Here is a 16,971-nt window from a genome sequence, read left to right on the forward strand (position 1 = left end):
ATGCTGGCTGATCCACCGTCTTCGCGAGCAAGCCCGCTCCCACAGTTTTGATCTTCACAAGGCTTGGGATTGGCGAGAACCGTACATCGGGTCTAGTTTCTACCCAAAGATTGAGAAGGTGACCCCTGTGCCTAGTGTTAAACACGCCATCCCTCTGATATTGCTCGCCGGCCTGGCGCTACCCACCGCACACGCCCAGGCCGACGCCGGAACGCCCCAGTGGAAAGACACCGGCCCCGTCACCAAGCGCAAGCAACAAGAGGTCAACTCCGGCAGCTGGCAGCCCCAGGCCCAGCCCGCGCCCAAGGAAGACGCCGAAAACCCCTATAACGAAGGGGAAGACAGCGAAACCTACGATGACGGCGATACCTGACAGGCGATTGGCGTAAACCTCGGATCGCAACTAGCTTGAATCACAGCGCCAGTTGAACGCTGGCGCACGTGACTCACTGACTGGACGGAAATCGACCATGACTACCTTTCAACGTTTAGTGCTGCTGCTGAAAGTGCTGGTGCTGTTAACGCTGGGTACCACCACCGCATGGGCCAATACCGCGGTGCAAAGCCAGGCGCCCGGGTTTGTGGCGGCGAAGCACTTGCAGCTGGCCCAGAGCGAATCGGAAGCCGGTGACAAAGGCCAAGGCGGCTCCGAGGATGACGACGACCAACAAGCCCCACCGGATGACGATGACAGCGAAGGCGACAGCGATACCTGAGTCGAGACGAAAAAAAGCCCCACCTGCCGGACTGATGCGCAATCCGACGGGTGGGGCGGTAGAACTCCTGTCATGCCCTGGGCTTAATCAGCCCAGGGCATTTTTGTTGCGATCTCACGCCACGAATTGCTCCGCGTAGTGGCAGGCCACCTGGCGGTTATCCAAGGCCCGCAGTTGCGGCTCCTCGCTGCTGCAGCGTGCGGTCGCGTACGGGCAACGCTTGTGGAACGCGCAGCCCGGCGGCGGGTTCAGCGGGTTGGGCAGTTCGCCGACGATCTTGATCTTCGGCTTGTTCGGGTCCGGGTGGATGGTCGGGGTGGCCGACAGCAGCGCTTGGGTGTAGGGGTGCAAGGGGCGCGCGTAGATGTCTTCCTTGGGGCCGACTTCCACCGGGCGGCCGAGGTACATCACCATCACGTCATCGGCAACGTGCTGCACCACCGCGAGGTTGTGGGAAATGAACACGTAGGCGGTGTTGAATTCCTGCTGCAGATCCATGAACAGGTTGAGCACCTGGGCCTGGATCGACACGTCCAGTGCGGAAGTCGGTTCATCCGCCACCAGCACCTTCGGTTGCAGCATCATCGCCCGGGCCAGGGCGATGCGCTGGCGCTGGCCGCCAGAGAACATGTGCGGGTAGCGCTGATAGTGCTCAGGGCGCAGGCCCACTTGCTTCATCATCGCCTGCACTTTTTCGCGGTGTTCGGCGGCGGACAGGTTGGTGTTGATCAGCAGCGGCTCGCCCAGTTGATCGCCGACTTTCTGCCGTGGGTTCAACGACGCGTACGGACTCTGGAATACCATCTGCACGTCTTTGCGCAATTGCTTGCGCTGGGCCTTGTCGGCGCCGGCGACTTCCTGGCCGGCGATTTTCAGCGAGCCTGAAGACGGTTCCTCAATCAGCGTGAGTGCACGGGCCAGGGTGGATTTGCCGCAACCCGACTCGCCCACTACGGCGAGGGTCTTGCCGGCTTCCAGCTCGAAGGACACGCCATTGAGTGCGCGCACCAACGCGTGGCCCTTGAACAGGCCACGGGACACTTCGTAGTGACGGGTAAGGTCGCGGGCGGTAAGAACGACGGCCATTACGCCACCTCCTGGTTCAAGGGGTAGAAGCAGCGCGCAAGGCTGTTGGTTTTCGGGTCCAGCCCAGGTCGCTGGGCGCGGCAGGCGTCCTGCACATACGGGCAGCGCGGCGACAGCAGGCAGCCCTGCGGACGGTCATAACGACCGGGCACGATACCCGGCAGCGTGGCCAGGCGCGTGGCACCGAGGCTGTGCTCGGGGATCGCCTTGAGCAGCGCTTCGCTGTACGGGTGCGCCGGGATGTCGAACAACTGCGGCACCTGGCCGACCTCTACAGCCTGGCCGGCGTACATCACGCACACGCGCTGGGCGGTTTCAGCCACCACCGCGAGGTCGTGGGTGATCAGCACCAGGCCCATGTTCTGCTCTTTCTGCAGGGCCAGCAGCAGCTCCATGATCTGTGCCTGGATCGTTACGTCCAGCGCCGTGGTCGGTTCGTCCGCGATCAGCAGTTTCGGCTCGCCGGCAATTGCCATGGCGATAGCCACACGCTGGCTCATACCGCCGGACAGTTGGTGCGGGTAGGCATCCATACGGCTGGCAGCACCCGGGATTTCAACCTTTTCCAACAGCTCGATGGCACGCTTGCGCGCTTGCTTGCCGGACATTTTCAGGTGCAGGCGCAGCACTTCTTCGATCTGGAAACCCACGGTGTAGCTGGGGTTCAGCGCGGTCATCGGGTCCTGGAACACCATCGCCAGGTCTTTGCCGACGATCTGGCGGCGTTGGCGGTTGCTCAGCTTGAGCATGTCCTTGCCGTCGAAGTTCAGGGCGTCGGCGGTGACGATGCCGGGGTGCTCGATCAGGCCCATCAGCGCCATCATGGTCACGGATTTACCCGAACCCGACTCGCCAACGATGGCCAGTACCTCGCCTTTATCGACGGAAATGTCGAGGCCATCGACCACCGGCACGGCGGTCTTGTCGCCGAAGCGCACATTGAGATTCTTGATTTCTAACAGTGACATGGGAATCTCCTCAGGCGGCGTTCTTGAGTTTCGGGTCCAGCGCATCGCGCAGGCCGTCGCCCATCAAGTTGATTGCCAGCACGCTGAGCAAAATGGTCAGGCCCGGCAGGCTTACCACCCACCAAGCGCGTTCGATGTAGTCACGGGCCGAAGCCAGCATGGTGCCCCACTCCGGGGTTGGCGGTTGTACGCCAAGGCCAAGGAAGCCCAGCGCCGCAGCGTCGAGGATCGCCGACGAGAAGCTCAAGGTGGCCTGCACGATCAGCGGCGCCATGCAGTTGGGCAGCACGGTGATGAACATCAGGCGTGGCAGGCCGGCGCCAGCGAGGCGCGCAGCGGTCACGTAGTCACGGTTGAGTTCGCCCATCACCGCGGCGCGGGTCAGACGCACATAGGACGGCAGCGAGACGATGGCGATGGCAATCACGGTGTTGATCAGGCCAGGGCCGAGGATCGCGACGATGGCCACGGCCAGCAGCAGCGACGGCAGGGCCAGCATGATGTCCATCAAGCGCATGATGGTCGGGCCGAGCAAGCGCGGGAAGAACCCGGCGAACAGGCCCAGCAGGATGCCCGGGATCAGCGACATCACCACCGACGACAGACCGATCAGCAACGACAGGCGTGAGCCCTGGATCAGGCGCGAGAGCAGGTCACGGCCGAGTTCGTCGGTGCCGAGCAGGAACTGGATCTGCCCGCCTTCCAGCCACGCCGGCGGGGTCAGCAGGAAGTCGCGGTATTGCTCGCTCGGGTTATGCGGCGCGACCCAGGGGGCAAAGATCGCGCAGAACACGATCAGCAACATGAACGCCAGGCCGGCAACCGCGCCTTTGTTCTTGGAAAAGGCTTGCCAGAATTCTTTGTACGGGGACGGATACAGCAGGCTTTGATCGACTGCTGACACGGGAGTAGGTGTGGTCATGGTCTTGATCTCAGCGCTGGTGACGGATGCGTGGGTTGGCGAAGCCGTAGAGGATGTCCACCACGAAGTTCACCAGGATCACCAGGCAGGCGATCAGCAGGATGCCGTTTTGCACCACCGGGTAGTCCCGTGCGCCAATGGCTTCGATCAGCCATTTGCCGATGCCGGGCCACGAGAAGATGGTTTCGGTCAGGACCGCACCGGCCAGCAGCGTGCCGACTTGCAGGCCGACCACGGTGAGTACCGGGATCAGCGCGTTGCGCAAGCCGTGGACGAATACCACGCGCGCCGGCGACAGGCCCTTGGCCTTGGCGGTGCGGATGTAGTCTTCACGCAGCACTTCGAGCATCGACGAACGGGTCATCCGCGCAATCACCGCCAGCGGGATGGTGCCAAGCACGATGGCTGGCAGGATCAGGTGGTGCAGCGCGTCCCAGAAAGCGTCCGGCTCGTCAGCCAGCAGGGTGTCGATCAGCATGAAGCCGGTGCGCGGCTCGATGTCGTAGAGCAGGTCGATCCGCCCGGACACCGGGGTCCAGCCCAGGCTCACCGAGAAGAACATGATCAGGATCAGGCCCCACCAGAAGATCGGCATCGAATAGCCCGCGAGGGAGATGCCCATCACCCCGTGGTCGAACAGCGATCCTCGCTTCAAGGCCGCGATCACCCCGGCCAACAGGCCCAGGATACCGGCGAACAGCAGGGCGGCCATGGACAGTTCCAGGGTCGCCGGGAAGAGGGCGGTGAATTCAGTCCACACGCTGGTGCGGGTACGCAGGGATTCGCCGAGGTCGCCCTGGGCGAGCTTGCCAACGTAATCCAGGTATTGCGCATACAGCGGCTTGTTAAGGCCGAGGCGTTCCATTGCCTGTGCGTGCATCTCGGGGTCGACGCGCCGCTCGCCCATCATGACTTCGACGGGGTCGCCAGGGATCATGCGAATCAACGCAAACGTGAGCAACGTTATGCCGAAAAACGTGGGGATCAATAACCCCAGTCGGCGGGCAATAAAACTAAACATCTTGTCGTGTACCTCAATCAGCCGGTTAGGCAGGTCCGGCACCGTCAATAGCGACGGCGCCGAGCGTTTTTCTTATTTACTTCACCTGGGTGGTGGCGAAGTTATTGGTCGTCAGAGGACTTTGGATATAACCCTCGACGTTCTTGCGCATGGCGGTGAACATTTTCGGGTAAGCCATGGGAATCCACGGTTGGTCCTTGCCGAAAACGTCCAGTGCTTGTTCATAGAGTGCTGCGCGCTGGGTCGGTTCAGCATCGGCGCGGGCCTTGTCGATCAAGTCTTGAAACTCTTTGTTACACCAACGGGCGTAGTTTTCGCCGTTTTTGGCTGCATCGCAACTCAGGTTCGGCGTGAGGAAGTTATCCGGGTCGCCGTTATCCCCCGCCCAGCCGGCGGACACCATGTCGTGCTCGCCATTTTTAGCGCGTTTGAGCATTTCGCCCCATTCCATAACTTTGATATTCACTTTCAGGCCAATCTGCGCGAGATCTGCCTGCATGCGCTGGGCGCCGAGCATCGGGTTGGGGTTGGTCGGGCCGCCACCGTTACGGGTGAACAGGGTGAACTCAGTGCCTTCCGGCACACCGGCTTCCTTGAGCAGGGCACGTGCCTTGTCCAGGTCGCGGGGTGGGTTTTTCAGCTTGTCGCTGAAACCCAGCAGGGTGGGTGGATACGGACCGGTGGCATCGACGGCATTGCCTTTGCCATACAGGGATTCGTTGTAGCCCTTCTTATCGAACGCGATGTTGATCGCATGACGCACCCGCGCGTCGCTCATGTACTTGTGGGTGGTGTTCAGCGCGGTGTAGGCGGTGGTCATCGCCGCCAGCTCCGCCACCTTCAGGTTCGGGTCGGCCTTCATGCTTGGCACGTCATCCGGTTTCGGATACAGCGCGACCTGGCACTCGTTGGCCTTGAGCTTCTGCAGGCGCACGTTGTTGTCGGTGGTGATCGCCAGGATCAGCGGATCGGCCGGCGGCTTGCCACGGAAGTAGTCCGGGTTGGCCTTGAAGCGCACCTGGGCGTCTTTTTGATAGCGGGTGAAGATAAACGGGCCGGTGCCGATCGGCTTGGCATTCAGGTCATCGGTCTTGCCGGACTTGAGCAACTGGTCGGCGTATTCGGCGGAGTGAATCGAGGAGAACGCCATGGCCAGGTCGGCCAGAAAGGGGGCTTCAGGACGGGTCAGGGTAAAGACGACAGTATGATCGTCGATCTTTTCTACGCTCTTGAGCAGTTCCTTGAAGCCCATGCTTTCGAAGTACGGGTAGCCCACGTTGGACTTTTTATGCCACGGATGATTCGGGTCCAGCTGGCGCTGGAAGCTCCAAAGCACGTCGTCGGCGTTCATGTTGCGCGTGGGTTTGAAGTAGTCGGTGGTGTGGAACTTGATGTCGTCACGCAGATGAAAGGTGTAGGTCAGGCCATCGGCGCTGATCTCGGGCAGGGCCTTGGCCAGCGCGGGGATCACTTCGGTGGTGCCGGGCTTGAAGTCCACCAGGCGGTTGAACATGGTTTCGGCGGCGGCGTCAGCGGTCACGGCCGTGGTGTACAGGACCGGGTCGAAACCTTCCGGGCTGGCTTCGGTGCAGACCACCAGCGGTTTGGCCGAAATGCCGATGGCCACGCTCAACAACGCGGCAGCCATGGCGGCTTGGAGTGGGAGCATTTTCATTCAGAGCCCTCTGCAATCGGTGGGACCAGACAAGCGTAGACGGCAGGCTCGTCCTGAGCCTGCCGTCTACCTGGCGCTAATTAAAGAATGTTGAACGGGATGGTGGTGACCAGGCGGAACTCTTTGATGTTGCCGTCAGCTTGTTGGGCGCTGGCTCGGTGAGTCACGTAGGTGCCACGGATCGTAGTGGCCTTGAGCGGGCCGCTCTGAATTGCGTAGGAAGTACCAACGCCGTATTCCTGGTGTTTCTCGCCGTCCATCAGGCGCAGGTCGCTACGCGATGCGCCGGCTTCGCCGTAGGCGGTGCCGTTGTAGTGAGTACCGTCGATGCCCCAACCGCGAGCCGAGTACACGTTGAACTTCAGGCCTGGCACGCCGTATTCGGCCATGTTGATGGCATAGGCGATCTGGAAAGACTTCTCGTTCGGGCTGTTGAAGTCCGAAGTCAGGGAGTTTGCCAGGTAGATGCCGTTGGTTTCGTGCAGGTAGTCGAAGTACTCGTCACCGTTCACTTCCTGGTACGAGAAAGTCAGGCTGTGGGCCTGGTGGGTCAAGCCCAGGGACAACGAGTAAGTGTCGTTGTCGATGTTGCCCATCTTCTTGCTGCCGGTGTCGGTGGTCTTGTAGTAGTTCAGACCGGTGGTCAGTGCCAGGGTTTGAGCATCACCCAGTTCGTGGGTTGCGCCGAAGTAGTACTGGTTCCAGAAGTCTTCGACGTTGGCGGCGAACACGCTGGTTTTCAGGCTCTTGAACGGCTGGTAGTTGAAGCCCAGGGTCTTGACCTTGTCGGTTTCCTGGCCATTGCCGTATTCGGAGCGGAATTTCGACAGGCTCTGCTCGGTACGCGGCGAAACGCGGTCGAAGATGCCGCCCTGGAACGACAGGTTGCTGAACTCTTCGCTGTTGAAGCTCACACCTTCAAAGCTCGAAGGCAGCGCACGGTTGCCGATGGTGTCGACGATACCGGTGCTGAAGTTCTGGCGACCGGCGGTCAAGGTGGTGTTGGAAACACGGAACTTGACGTTGGCCAGGCCCAGTTTGCTCCACTGACCTACAGCGTCGCCGCCGGAATCCGCCAGGGTACGGTTGGAACCGCCGGCGATATCTTTGCGGTCGCGGTCGAGGGCGATGAAGTTGTAGGCAGCGACTTCAGTGCTGACCCCGACAGTGCCTTGGGTGAAGCCCGAGGTGTAGTTGAGGATGGTGCCCTGGGCCCAGTTGATACGGCGCGAGATCGGCGTCTTCACGCCGTCTTTGCGATAGCTGAAGCGGTCGTTGCGAAACTTCATTTCGTTCGCATACCAGTTGCGAGTGGTACCGCCCAGGCTTTGACCATCGATAAAGCCTTTGGCCTCGCTTTGGGCGCTGGTGCCGGCCAGTGTGGTCGGCACGAAATCCTGGCTGGCGGGTTCCGCGTAGGCGGTCGCCGTGATGCTGCTGATGGCCAGGGCCAGAAGCGCTTTGCTGCTCAGTTTCATGTGTGAAGCTCCTTTGGTTCTCTTTTTTATGCCGGCCTTATCAGGTGAACCGGCTATTGGGTGTAACTCGTTCAAGCTGTTGCAAACGTTTGCCGTAGGAAATTTCCTGAAAATTGGCTGCACGTTTGCTGGAGAGCCAGTTTGGCTCTCCATCATCCGGTTATGTTTTTATGGGGTAATGCTGACGCCCGAGAACACGTTGCGGCCGAAGGGGCTCACTTGGAAACCTTCGACTTTGGCGCTTAATGGCTGGTTGACCGTCGAGTGGGCGACCGGCGTGATCGGCACCTGCGCTTTAAGCAGTTGCTGCGCCTGTTTGTACAGAACAGTCCGTTGTTCGCGGTCGGTCACGACCTTGGCTTGCTTGATCAGCTTGTCGTACGCCGGGTCACACCACATGGAGTAGTTGTTCCCGCCGATGGCGTCGCAGCTGTACAGGGTGCCCAGCCAGTTGTCCGGGTCACCGTTGTCGCCGGTCCAGCCGATCAGGCTCACATCGTGCTCACCGTTCTTGGTGCGCTTGATGTATTCGCCCCACTCGTAGCTGACGATCTTCACTTTCAGGCCGATCTTGGCCCAATCGTTCTGCAGCATTTCCGCCATCAGCTTGGCGTTGGGGTTGTAGGGGCGTTGCACCGGCATCGCCCACAGGGTGATTTCGGTGCCTTCCTTCACGCCGGCAGCCTTGAGCAGTTCCTTGGCTTTTTCCGGGTTGTAGGCGGCGTCCTTGATGCTGTCGTCGTAGGACCATTGCGTCGGCGGCATGGCGTTGACCGCCAGTTGCCCCGCGCCCTGGTACACGGCGTTCAGAATGCTCTGCTTGTTCACCGCCATGTCCAGCGCCTGGCGGACTTCGAGCTGGTCGAACGGCTTGTGGCGCACGTTATAGGCGATGTAGCCGAGGTTGAAGCCGGGCTTGGTGAGCAATTGCAGGTTCGGGTCGGCCTTGAGGGCGTCGACGTCGGCCGGACGTGGGTGCAGGGTTACCTGGCATTCGCCGGCCTTGAGCTTTTGTACACGTACCGAGGCGTCAGTGTTGATGGCGAAAATCAGCTGGTCGAGCTTGACCTTGCTCGGGTCCCAGTACTGTTTGTTGGCCACATAGCGGATCTGCGAATCTTTCTGGTAACGCTGGAACACGAAGGGGCCGGTGCCGATCGGCTTTTGGTTGATGTCGCTGGGCTTGCCGGACTTGAGCAATTGTTCGGCATATTCGGCCGACAGGATCGCGGCGAAGCTCATGGCGATGTTCTGGATAAACGCGGCGTCGACCGTGTTCAGCGTCATCACCACGGTATGCGGGCCGGTTTTCTCGACCTTGGCGATGTTCTTGTTCAGGCTCATCCCGTTGAAGTACGGAAACTCGGTGGGGTAGGCCTTGCGGAACGGTTGGTCGGGGTCAAGCATGCGGTTGAAGGTGAACAGCACGTCGTCGGCGTTGAAGTCGCGCGTCGGCTTGAACTCCTTGTTGCTGTGGAATTTCACCCCTTCACGCAGATGGAAGGTGTAGGTCAAACCGTCTTCGGAAATATCCCACTTGGTTGCCAGGCCCGGTACCACGTTGGTCGCGCCTTTTTCAAATTCGACCAGGCGGTTGTACAGCGGCTCGGCCGCGTCGTTGTCGGTGGCGGTGGTGTATTGCGCGGTGTCAAAGCCTGCGGGGCTGCCTTCAGAGCAGAACACCAGGCTCTTTTTCTCGGCGGCTTGGCCCATCGTGGCCACAGCCAGCAGGCTGGTGGCAAACAGTGCGGATAGAACGGTGGTATGGCGCATGACGATCCCGATCCTTGTTTGTAGTTGTCGTCAGCGTGCAATCACCCGGCCATTTACCGGCCGGGATGCATGGCTGACCCCACGCAGCAAGTGCCCATCAGATTGCAGCCTCTGCTGTCCTACGACGTTATGGGCCGTGGACTTCGCAGTAAATGCGCAAAATCTGACTGACTTCGTAGGTAACGTAGACAGGGATCGCAGTTTATTGCTGTAGGACGGCAACGAATGCGACTGTGGTCTGTTTCCTACTGTCATGGCGGATGCAATAACGGCGACGTTATGAAACGTCGCCGTTATTGATTTTTACTTGCCGCTTACGCTCACGCCGTAGAAGGAGTTCAAGCCAAACGGGCTGATCTTGAAGTCCTGCACGGTGTTGCGCATGGGTTGATACACCGTCGAGTGTGCGATAGGTGTCATCGGGACAGCATCTTTGAGGATGTGTTGCGCCTGCTTGTACAGCTCGGTGCGTTTGGCGACATCGGACGTAGCCTTGGCTTCTTTTACGATGCCGTCGAATTTCTTGTCGCACCATTTGGAGAAGTTGTTGCCGGACAGCGAATCGCAGCCGAACAGCACGTTCAGCCAGTTGTCCGGGTCACCATTGTCGCCGCTCCAGCCAATGATCATGGCCTGGTTCTCGCCGCCTTTGGAGCGCTTGATGTACTCGCCCCACTCGTAGCTGACGATGTTGACGTTCAGGCCGATTTTCTTCCAATCGTTCTGCAGCATCTCGGCCATCAGCTTGGCGTTCGGGTTGTACGGGCGCTGGACCGGCATGGCCCACAGGGTGATCTTGGTGCCGTCCTTGACGCCGGCTTCCTTGAGCAATTCCTTGGCTTTGTCAGGATCGTACTTCGCATCCTTGATCGTCGTGTCGTAGGACCACTGGGTTGGCGGCATGGCGTTGACAGCCAGTTGGCCGGCGCCCTGGTACACGGAGTCGATGATCTGTTGTTTGTTCACCGACATGTCCAGTGCCTGGCGTACACGCAGGTCGGACAGCGGGTTGGCGTCGGTCTGGCCCTTGAGCACCGGCATCACGTTGTAGGCGATGTAGCCCAGGTTGAAGCCAGCCTGGTGCGGCAGTTTCAGGTCCTTGTCTTCGCCCAGCGCCTTGAGGTCGGCCGGACGTGGGAACAGGGTGACCTGGCATTCGTTTTTCTTCAGCTTCTGGATACGCACCGACGGGTCGGTGGTGATGGCGAAGATCAGGTTGTCGATCTTCACGTCTTCAGGTTTCCAGTAGTCCTTGTTGCCGGTGTAACGGATGTTCGAGTCTTTCTGGTAGCTCTTGAACACGAACGGGCCAGTGCCGACCGGCTTCTGGTTGATGTCCTGCGGCGTGCCGTTTTTCAACAGCTGGGCGGCGTATTCGGCGGACTGGATCGAAGCGAAGCTCATGGCCAGGTTCTGGATGAAAGCCGCATCCACGGTGCCAAGGTAGAACTTGACGGTGTGGTCATCGACTTTCTCGATGTTCTTGATGTTGGTGTCCATCCCCATGTCCGTGAAGTACGGGAACTCGGTGGGGTAGGCCTTACGGAAAGGATCGTCTTTGTTGATCATCCGATTAAAGGTGAACAGTACGTCGTCAGCCGAAAATTCACGAGTTGGCTTGAAGTACGGGGTGGTGTGGAACTTGACGCCTTCGCGCAGGTGGAAGGTGTAGGTCAGGCCGTCCGGGGACACGTCCCAGCTGGTGGCCAGGCCAGGAACAACGGCGGTGCCGCCGCGCTCGAACTGGCTGAGGCGGTTGAACATGGTCTCTGCCGAAGCATCGAAGTCTGTTCCGGTGGTGTACTGGCCTGGGTCAAAACCGGCCGGGCTCCCTTCGGAGCAGAACACCAGGTTAGTCGCCGCTTGGGCGAAAGGGGCTGCGGCCATAAGGCCAGCGCTAACTAAAAGCGGAAGGACTGCGTGTTTAAGCATGTTGGCCTCATGATTTGTTGTCATTTTTGGTAGTGAGGGCGACCTCGTGAGTCGACCTGCGGATACTTATGCAGGGGCCATACCCATTGCAAGACGCAGAACCGATACGAGGTTAAAAGAGTGGTACGAACGTACAGGAATGTCGCAAATATGAAAGTTTGTACATAATTTCGTACATTTCGAGGGTTTTTTCGGTGCGCCAGGCGCACCAAAAAAGACCGGGCGAGGCGTCTGGCGCACCCGCTTGGGGCGTTGCTGTTACTTATCTAGACTGACGCCGTAGAACGGCGTGAGCCCAAACGGGCTGATCTTGAAGTCGCGCACTTCCTTGCGCAGGGGTTGGAAAACCGTCGAGTTCGCAATAGGTGTTATAGGTACTTGTTCTTTAAGTATTTTTTGCGCCTGTTGATACCACTTGATGCGCTGCTCGCGGTCACTGCTGACCTTGGCCTGCTGCACCAGCTTGTCGTAGGCCGGGTTACACCATTTGGCGTAGTTGCTGCCCTTCACTGCGGCACAACTGTAGAGCACGCCGAGCCAGTTATCCGGGTCGCCGTTGTCGCCGGTCCAGCCATAAATCATCGCGTCGTGTTCGCCGTTTTTGGCGCGCTTGATGTATTCGCCCCACTCATAGCTGACGATGTTGGCCTTGATGCCGACCTTGTCCCAATCCTGTTGGATCATTTGTGCCGACATACGCGCATTCGGGTTGGACGCGCGTTGGACCGTCATGGCCCACAGGTTGATGGTGGTGCCTGGCGCAATGCCTGCTTCTTTTAGTAGCGCCTTGGCTTTGGTGGGATCGTAGGGCGCGTCCTTGATATTCGGGTCATAAGACCACTGCGCCGGTGGCAGGGCGTTCTGCGCCAATTGCCCGGCGCTCTGGTACACGGCTTTGATGATCGCCGGCTTGTCGATGGCCATGTCCAGGGCCTGGCGCACCTTGAGTTGGTCCAGCGGCGGATGGGTCACGTTGTAGGCCAGAAAGCCCAGGTTGAAACCCGCCTGTTGCAGCACGCGCAGGTTGGGGTCCTGCTTCATCACTTCGATGTCGGACGGGCGTGGGTAGCCGCTGACCTGGCATTCGCCGGCCTTGAGCTTTTGCAGGCGCGAGGCGGCATCGGGGGTGATGGCGAACACCAGGTTGTCGAGTTTCACGTCCTCGGGTTTCCAATACTGTTTATTGGCCACGTAGCGAATCTGCGAGTCTTTCTGGTAGCGCTTGAACACGAACGGCCCGGTGCCCACGGGGTTCCTGTTGATGTCTTCGGCCTTGCCTTGGTTCAACAATTGCGCGGCATATTCGGCGGACTGCACCGAGGCGAAACTCATGGCCAGGTTCTGCACGAACGCGGCATCGACGTTGTTGAGGTTGAAGCGCACGCTGTGCTCGTCGAGCTTTTCGACGCTCTTGATCGTAGTGTTCAAGCCCATGTCGGTGAAATACGGCGACTCGGATGGGTAAGCCTTGCGGAACGGGCTGTCGCCATCGAGCAGGCGGTTGAAGGTGAACAGCACATCATCGGCGTTGAAGTCGCGGGTCGGGGTGAAGAAATCCGTGGTATGGAACTTGACGCCTTCGCGCAGGTGGAAGGTGTACGTCAGGCCGTCCTTGGACACCTCCCAGCGGGTCGCCAGGCCGGGTTCGACCTCGGTGCCGCCGCGCTTGAACTGGGTCAGGCGGTTGAACACGGTTTCGGCCGATGCGTCGAAATCGGTGCCGCTGGTGTACTGGCTGGGGTCGAAACCGGCGGGGCTGGCTTCGGAGCAGTAGACCAGGGTACTGGCGGCGTGGGCCATGGGCATGAAGGCCCATAGGCTGGCGGCGAGGAGGAGCGGTTTGAAGGTGATTCTTTCCATGGAGACCCCTGAGATGGCAGGCATAGATTCGCTGCCCAAACGAAAACGGCGGTCCCCGAGGTTACCGCCGTTCAGTAGGACGTGATAGGGAGGAGCGCTATCAGCCTTGCGTAGGTCTAACCTCTATACGTGTCGGCGAAGAGGGGTCCAAGACATAGCCGTCACTGTCCAGTTCATTGCTGCGACGGAGGGTGAGTGTTCTGGATGCTTTTACATCCAGGTCAGTAAGGCGCTCTGGGTCACCATTCTCTTCATTTAGTTTGGTGACTATAAAATCGGACTTGGCCGTGACCGTGGTTGCATCGTTTGCCGGATCATAGTTGATGTAAAAATGCGGGTCACGTCCGCTTCCAAAAACCTCACCTTTGAATCGAGACGTTCTGAATTCATCCGGGGCCGCACCGAGTGCCCATTGATTGGCAAGTTCAAATATGCGTTTTCTCAGCGCGGGGTCAGGAATGAGCTTCTCAATCGATTCGATAGCTTTTTGTTTGAGCTCATCCATTTCGGCCGTGGATAGGAGTCTGCCCTTTTCCAATTCAAGCTCTCGTATTTGTTTACCGAGATCAATTTCCAGTTTGCTGCCACCGGGGGCTTGTATGGTGAACTTACTGCGGTTGAGATCTTTAATGAACTGTTCTGTGTATTCATTGGTGCCAAACACCGAAGTGTATTCGGTAGGCGGTGGAGTGGCTAATGCTGGATTTTCTTCAGATGTCCAGGAAATTTGCGGGATGACTTCACCGTCATCGCTCACGGCAATGCCGTAAACGTACTCGTTGTCATCAAGATTGAAGTAGCTGTCCAGTTTTTCGGAGCCCTTGATTTTTGTGCCATCGACTTCAAGGAACTGATCCGATAGTTTTGGCGGTGCCTTGGGTTCCGGGCTGGGTGTTGGCGAAGTTGTACGTTTCCACCATGCACCGCCATCGGCTGGAGCTCGCGCCCACTCGCCATTGCGGCCGGGTGTTATCACTATCAGACCCGCGCCATTATTGGGATCAATGATTTTGGCGAATGAGTTCCCCGTCCTGTAGCGACCTGATATTTCAAATACCTTACTTGTGCCTGTTTCATCGGTAAGGCGCACGTATTGATGCAGCCCCCCGTCGCTGTCGCTCACTCGATAGACCCCCTTCGCGTCGGCGGTGGTGTTCTTTATCAGCGTTTCGCCTTCCGGAACAGCGTATTGAGCCAAGGGAATGAGCGATTTGGATCTGGCCGCAGGCCCCGCCTCAGGGGCGGGCACAACGGGCTTACCGTTGGATGGCCCCGGTTGTGGCTCTTCACTGGCATTGATGTCAGGTGGAGACATCGGCTCCCCCGGAACTATTTCATTCTCGGGCGGTAGAGCAAAAGGGTCTTTGGGGACGGTGCTGGCGCCGGCCGAAAACAACACATTGAGCACCCCATCGAAGGCCTTGGACGCACCGTCCTTGCGTTCCGCCTCGGTGTCACCGGACGATGCCTTTTCTGTTCCCAGCGCCACCTCAGCCAAGCTTGTGATGACCGCGGCCGCCGCTACAGGTGCCGCGATGGGGGCAAGCTTGGCCAGCAAGCCTGCGGCCGCGGTAATGTCGTTCAGCCAGGTATCGCGGCTCACTTCGCTGTTGGATTTGATCACGATGTCTGCATCGCTGCTCATACGCTTCTTGCTGGCCGCCGTCAGTGTGGAAAACACATCGCCTTCGATCTGTGCATGGCTGGCATTGACGGCTGGCCCCTTCAGGCTTGCGTTTGCCATTTCGCTGAGCAGGGTGTCCAGACCTTTGGTTTTCCAACCTGAACGCACAAGCGCGAATCCTGGGATCAAGCCATCAAGAATGCTCTCGCTCACGCTGGGTTCATGGGTATGGTCTTGCCGAGATGCCAGCGGGAAATGAGCGGCCAAGGCCTCGCGTTTTTGCGGGTCAGCGGCTTGGTTTGTGACCCACTCGTTCAACTTGTCGAGCGAATCAAACCTCAGGAACGCCGGCACGGCTCCCGGTATGTAGAGGACTTGCCGGCCCCCGTCGTCCGCACTGAATCGCACAATATCGCTGGAGGTAATCCCGTGGATGTCGAGGGCGTACGCCTTCACGACGCCGTTGACCGGCGCCTTGGTCTTGAGCTGCTCAACGCTCAGCGGCGCGTTTTCATCGAGTGGCAGGTTGGACACGGCGCCCATGACCAAGCGGTAGTCGTCACGCGTAAATCGATGCTCGGGAGCCTGCACCGCTTGTTCCGCCGCGGGCTTGGCCTCGGCCGCCTTCAATTGCTTGCGGGCCTGGTAGGTGAACTCTCCTTTGATGGCTGCCGCGTAGTTGTCGGTATGCGTGCTCCAGAACTTGTCGATTTTCTCGTCCATCTGGACTTGGAAATCGGTTTTCCAGCTTTCGTGCATGAGTTTGGACGGGGCCAAGGGGAATTCGTTATGGGCGCCGTATCCACCTGTCGCACCTGCACCGTATCCAACCGTGTAAATGCCGGCGTGGGTATCCAGTTCACCTGGAATTGCGTCATGTTCGGAGAAGTTTTTCAGCAGCGCATCGGGCAGGCGCAACGACGATTTTGGCTCATCGTTGATATGTTCGGCGCCCGAGGCGGTGGCTCCGTTCAGCGGGGTGTTGTAGTTGTCGAAGCGATTGAAATAGAGGGTGTCCGCGTCGACATGTTTGCCGGTCAACTTGAAAATGAGTGCCTCCGCCCACTTCTTGGCTTCTGCCCGTGTGTCAGGCAGGTTAGTGGCAACATCGACCGCCAGATGCTTGTACTCCAACGCTTGAGGCGCGCTGCTGTAGAACGTGGCTGCATTTTTTTTGTGCACTGCCAGGGCGTCCGCTGAGCGGTGACTGGCCGGGCGCGCAGGGTCGTCCGCCGGGATGGGGTCGAAGGCTTTTTGCTGCTCCAGATGCCTGATTTGGTCACTGGCCTGGGAACGGCTTGCAGGAAGGGGAATGCCCTGGAAGTTCGCCACCACTTTGGCGCTGACCTGCGTGTAGCCATCACCGAACCGCACGCGCAAGGCGCCTTTGTTTTCGGGGGCGATCACTTTTGCGGCGGCCAGCAACGGGCCAGAGATCTGGCCCCAGCCGGATGTGTCCGAGAGAGAAAAGGTTTTGGCCTTTGCGTCGACCCCGACGGTCAGCGTGCCCTTGAAGGGGTCGATTGAAAGCACGGCAGAGGGATCGATCTTCTGATCGCGCATCCAGCCTTGTACGACTGGGTGCTCCACTTGGGCCCGATACAGCTCCAGCCATTGGCCCAGCGTGCTCTGGGGCGGCACTTTGACCAGGCCGGCATCGTTGTGCAGCACCTTGCGTTGCACCGCCGCAATGTATGCGTTGAGCAGAGCGGTCTCGTGGGGCGACGCCGTTGTACCGGCGCCGGCCTGTGGCACCGGCGCTACGGGGGAGGGCGTGGGTAAATGGGTGGAATGTTGTTGGAGAGGCGCGGTGTAAATTGCAGAGATAGACATGAGCTGGGTTCTCGTGAGGTAGACAATATGCCTACGCAGCACTCCCTGTCGCTGCGGCACTCTCTGTGTCGGGGAAATCCTGT

At 59.3% G+C, this 16,971-nt stretch carries 12 protein-coding genes; 2 read left to right on the plus strand and 10 right to left on the minus strand.

Going from position 1 to position 16,971, the window contains the following annotated elements; genetic code table 11:
• Positions 1-127: 127 nt before the first annotated feature.
• Both AC3ISR_RS04180 and AC3ISR_RS04185 read left to right on the plus strand, forming a co-directional pair.
• Positions 128-373, plus strand: coding sequence for a hypothetical protein (locus AC3ISR_RS04180; RefSeq protein WP_192297716.1), 246 nt, complete (start codon positions 128-130; stop codon positions 371-373).
• 97 nt (positions 374-470) lie between these two features.
• Positions 471-716, plus strand: coding sequence for a hypothetical protein (locus AC3ISR_RS04185; protein WP_192297715.1), 246 nt, complete (start codon positions 471-473; stop codon positions 714-716).
• A 114-nt stretch (positions 717-830) separates the two neighbouring features.
• On the opposite strand, the gene AC3ISR_RS04190 is transcribed toward AC3ISR_RS04185, so the two are convergent.
• The 10 genes from AC3ISR_RS04190 to AC3ISR_RS04235 form a co-directional block, all read right to left on the minus strand.
• Positions 831-1,802, minus strand: coding sequence for a peptide ABC transporter ATP-binding protein (locus AC3ISR_RS04190; protein WP_463983223.1), 972 nt, complete (start codon positions 1,800-1,802; stop codon positions 831-833).
• Positions 1,802-2,770, minus strand: a complete 969-nt coding sequence (locus AC3ISR_RS04195; RefSeq protein ID WP_192297714.1) for an ABC transporter ATP-binding protein — start codon at positions 2,768-2,770, stop codon at positions 1,802-1,804. The genes AC3ISR_RS04190 and AC3ISR_RS04195 overlap by 1 nt, the downstream gene beginning before the upstream one ends.
• A gap of 10 nt (positions 2,771-2,780) precedes the next feature.
• Positions 2,781-3,692, minus strand: coding sequence for an ABC transporter permease subunit (locus tag AC3ISR_RS04200; protein ID WP_105520930.1), 912 nt, complete (start codon positions 3,690-3,692; stop codon positions 2,781-2,783).
• Positions 3,693-3,702: 10 nt separating this feature from the next.
• Positions 3,703-4,713 carry an ABC transporter permease subunit gene (locus tag AC3ISR_RS04205; protein ID WP_003171721.1) on the minus strand — a complete coding sequence of 337 codons (1,011 nt, stop codon included), beginning with the start codon at positions 4,711-4,713 and terminating at the stop codon, positions 3,703-3,705.
• 76 nt (positions 4,714-4,789) lie between these two features.
• Positions 4,790-6,388 carry an ABC transporter substrate-binding protein gene (locus tag AC3ISR_RS04210; protein ID WP_463983225.1) on the minus strand — a complete coding sequence of 533 codons (1,599 nt, stop codon included), beginning with the start codon at positions 6,386-6,388 and terminating at the stop codon, positions 4,790-4,792.
• Between the two features lie 80 nt (positions 6,389-6,468).
• The gene (locus AC3ISR_RS04215; protein WP_092240692.1) at positions 6,469-7,866 is read right to left on the minus strand and encodes an OprD family outer membrane porin; all 1,398 of its coding nucleotides are present in this window, start codon (positions 7,864-7,866) and stop codon (positions 6,469-6,471) included.
• Between the two features lie 168 nt (positions 7,867-8,034).
• On the minus strand, positions 8,035-9,579 hold the full coding sequence (locus AC3ISR_RS04220) for an ABC transporter substrate-binding protein (RefSeq protein ID WP_370694907.1): 1,545 nt from the start codon (positions 9,577-9,579) through the stop codon (positions 8,035-8,037).
• Positions 9,580-9,942: 363 nt separating this feature from the next.
• Positions 9,943-11,571: an ABC transporter substrate-binding protein gene (locus AC3ISR_RS04225; protein ID WP_463983226.1), complete on the minus strand. Its 1,629-nt coding sequence runs from the start codon at positions 11,569-11,571 to the stop codon at positions 9,943-9,945.
• A 258-nt stretch (positions 11,572-11,829) separates the two neighbouring features.
• Complete coding sequence (locus AC3ISR_RS04230) at positions 11,830-13,431, minus strand: ABC transporter substrate-binding protein (protein ID WP_463983227.1); 1,602 nt, start codon at positions 13,429-13,431, stop codon at positions 11,830-11,832.
• 100 nt (positions 13,432-13,531) lie between these two features.
• The gene (locus AC3ISR_RS04235; protein ID WP_463983228.1) at positions 13,532-16,888 is read right to left on the minus strand and encodes a dermonecrotic toxin domain-containing protein; all 3,357 of its coding nucleotides are present in this window, start codon (positions 16,886-16,888) and stop codon (positions 13,532-13,534) included.
• Between the last annotated feature and the right edge of the window lie 83 nt (positions 16,889-16,971).

The sequence above is a fragment of the Pseudomonas sp. GL_117 genome (assembly GCF_057835125.1).

Coding starts and splice junctions, on each gene's coding strand:
- AC3ISR_RS04190 (WP_463983223.1), bottom strand. CDS start 1,802: ATGGCCGTCGTTCTTACCGCCCGCGACCTTACCCGTCACTACGAAGTG.
- AC3ISR_RS04225 (WP_463983226.1), bottom strand. CDS start 11,571: ATGCTTAAACACGCAGTCCTTCCGCTTTTAGTTAGCGCTGGCCTTATG.
- AC3ISR_RS04200 (WP_105520930.1), bottom strand. CDS start 3,692: ATGACCACACCTACTCCCGTGTCAGCAGTCGATCAAAGCCTGCTGTAT.
- AC3ISR_RS04220 (WP_370694907.1), bottom strand. CDS start 9,579: ATGGGCCAAGCCGCCGAGAAAAAGAGCCTGGTGTTCTGCTCTGAAGGC.
- AC3ISR_RS04230 (WP_463983227.1), bottom strand. CDS start 13,431: ATGGAAAGAATCACCTTCAAACCGCTCCTCCTCGCCGCCAGCCTATGG.
- AC3ISR_RS04205 (WP_003171721.1), bottom strand. CDS start 4,713: ATGTTTAGTTTTATTGCCCGCCGACTGGGGTTATTGATCCCCACGTTT.
- AC3ISR_RS04195 (WP_192297714.1), bottom strand. CDS start 2,770: ATGTCACTGTTAGAAATCAAGAATCTCAATGTGCGCTTCGGCGACAAG.
- AC3ISR_RS04210 (WP_463983225.1), bottom strand. CDS start 6,388: ATGAAAATGCTCCCACTCCAAGCCGCCATGGCTGCCGCGTTGTTGAGC.
- AC3ISR_RS04235 (WP_463983228.1), bottom strand. CDS start 16,888: ATGTCTATCTCTGCAATTTACACCGCGCCTCTCCAACAACATTCCACC.
- AC3ISR_RS04185 (WP_192297715.1), top strand. CDS start 471: ATGACTACCTTTCAACGTTTAGTGCTGCTGCTGAAAGTGCTGGTGCTG.
- AC3ISR_RS04215 (WP_092240692.1), bottom strand. CDS start 7,866: ATGAAACTGAGCAGCAAAGCGCTTCTGGCCCTGGCCATCAGCAGCATC.